Annotated in this window: 1 protein-coding gene and 1 pseudogene; both read left to right on the top strand. The window is 54.5% G+C overall.

Features of this window, described 5'->3' with window-relative positions; all coding sequences use genetic code 11:
- The coding region (locus AWU74_RS04850; RefSeq protein ID WP_238580169.1) for an AAA domain-containing protein at positions 1–1,652 on the top strand (1,652 nt) is incomplete at its 5' end.
- 210 nt (positions 1,653–1,862) lie between these two features.
- Positions 1,863–2,832: pseudogene (locus AWU74_RS04845) on the top strand (DNA ligase (NAD(+)) LigA); the annotation flags it as partial.

Genomic DNA, 2,832 nt, shown 5'->3' with positions numbered 1-2,832 from the left:
AACTGGTAAAACTTAAATTCAAACTGAAGATATTTAGACTATGTTCGCGGCGGGAGTGGCGGGATGAAATCGATAAATTAAACAGCATGCTGTTTAATACCAACAGCCGCATCATCGACAAGAAAATGCGCCAAATAGACTTTGCAAAGATTACCGACGCAATGCCGTTCTGGGCGGCGGAAATACGGAATTTGGGACACTTGCTGCCGCTGCAGCCGAATCTGTTTGATTTGGTGGTGGTGGACGAAGCCTCGCAGGTCAACCTTGCAGAGATTATCCCCGCGTTTTACCGGGGCAAACGCATTTGCATTGTGGGCGACCATAGACAGTTAAGCCTGAAGACGTCAGGTCTCAGTTTTTCATTGAGCAAGAAATTTGACGAACTGACTTGGGAAAAGTACAATAAATCTTTCATGCCGTATGCGTCCGCTTCAAAAAGGAATCTCACGGTTACGCAAGCCTCTATTTTGGATTTTTTCCGAAGCGACGAATATCAGGCGACGATACAAGAGGTTTTGCTGGACGAACATTTCCGCTCCCTTCCGGGCTTGGCTCGCTATACCAGCCGACGGTTTTATCGGGACGAAGAAAACCCTGACGGGAAATTAAAGATAATGACCGAGACGCCGCATAATATGGAGATAAACTGTTTTCAGGCGGTGCGGGTTATCGGCTCCAGGGAGCGGGACGCTTCGGGCAAAACAGTAAGCAAGGCTATCAGGGCAGAAGCCGATGAAACGATAAAAATCATCGAGGATTTGACCGCGCCGTCCGCCGCTTCCGTATACACGCTACCCGAACATATCGGCAAAGCCCATTTTACTATTGGCGTGATTTCTATGATACGCGACCAGTGCGAGCTTATTAAAGATTTGCTCCGAGAGAAATACCCCAATGCCGAATTGAAGGCATACGGCATAAATCCTGACAGCAGCGAAGGGGTTGGAACGCCGGAGGAGTTTCAGGGGAACGAACGGGATATAATGATTTTCACCCTGTGCCTCGACGCCGAAAGCAAAGGGTACGGGCATTATCAAGACGCCAAACGCCTGAATGTGGCGACCAGCAGGGCAAGAGCGTTTACCTATTTCGTATATTCTCCGCCGATTCCGAAAGCATTTGATAAAATCGGCAGTTATCTTGACTACATAACAAAGGGAAATATCAGCAACGACGATATTTCCCCGAACGACAGCGATTCAGAACCATTGCGACTGCCGCCGTTTAATTCGCTTGAAAGCGATTTTGAGCGTTATGTTTGCGCTTATCTTGAAGAATATATAAAAGCACATTCAAGAGATAATAGAATTACACTGCACAGTCAAATCAATTGCTGCGGGCAAAAACGCCTTGATTTTATCCTATACAATCACGACACCCAGAAATCAGTCGCCATAGAGGTTGACGGAAGGCACCATTTTGCCGCGAACGGGCTCAAAGAAAACTATACGGCTGATCATATTGAGCGTATGAACGTCCTGACGAGAGCCGGGTGGAATATAATCAATACGCCGTATTACAAATGGTATAAAGACGGGTGGCTCGCAGAAGAAAGCAATAAAGACTTTAAACTGGAAATCGACCGGATATATGCCGAAATCGACAGTTATATATTCCCGCTCGCGCAGGGGGCAGCGTCCGGCGCACACTGAACGCTGTGCCGCCCTATTCGCTGACACCTTCACAGTCGATTTGCGCCTCCTTCGCACACCCGCCTTCACCTATATGCCTACCTACAGGCAAAACCTATGCGCCACCCTATATGCCGAGTTTCCTCAAGAAACTCGGTCGTTCCGCGTTCCCCCTGCGGGGAACGCGGAACGACTCTGCCCCTTCCCGCCGTTTTATGCTACAGTGCCCGTATGTCAGCTCAACGCAAGGCGGAACTCGAACGGCTCGTCGCGCGCTATCAGGACGCGTATTACAACGGCGAGGCGGAAATCCCCGACGCAGAGTTCGATGTGCTCTGGGACGAACTCAGGCGGCTCGACCCCGCAAACGCGCTGTTCCGCAGGGTCGGCGTGGATTCGGGCAGCTTCCCGAAGGCGCGGCACAGAATGCCTATGGGCAGTCAGGAGAAAGCGGCGAACCCCGGCGAGTTTCTGAAGTGGGCGGAGAAGCGCTCCGCCGGGGAGTATCTGGTCGAATATAAGCTCGACGGCGCGAGCCTTGAGCTGCAGTACGAAGGCGGCGTGCTGGCGCGCGCCGTAACGCGGGGCGACGGCGCGGTCGGCGACGACATTACGCCGAACGCGCGGAAAATGCGCGGTGTGCTCCCCGCGCTGTGTGCGGGTGGCGCGCCTCTGCCGCTCACCGGCGGCGTGCGCGGCGAAGTCATGCTGTTCCGAGACGTGCGCCGCGAGTGCTTTGCCGACAAAGCCAACTGCCGGAACGCCGCGAACGGGCTCATGAAGCGGAAGGACGGCGAAGGTAGCGAGCACCTGTCGTTTATCGCTTATGACGCGTGGTTTCAGGACGAACAGGGGCGTGCGACCGCCGAGGCGCAGCCCTTCGCCGACGAAGCGGCAAAAATCGGGTGGCTTGCGTCGTGCGGCTTTGCCGTCGTGCCGCTCGCCGTCCGCACAAGCGCGGAGGAGATCGTCGTGTACCGCGAAGAGGTTATGGCTCGGCGTGCTTCGCTCGACTACGACATAGACGGGCTGGTCGTAAAGGAGCGGCAGCTCGACTTTGCGGACGCCTCGCGCGCGCGCCCCGAGCGGCAAATCGCGTTCAAGTTCAACCCCGAAGAAGCGGTAACCACCGTCCGCAGCGTCGTGTGGAGCGAGTCGGGCGCGGCCTATACGCCTATCGCCGTGTTCGACCCTGTCGAGC

This window comes from Treponema endosymbiont of Eucomonympha sp., assembly GCF_001028545.1.
Note: the sequence above shows the minus strand (reverse complement) of the source record. Positions and strands in the feature narration are given on the sequence as shown.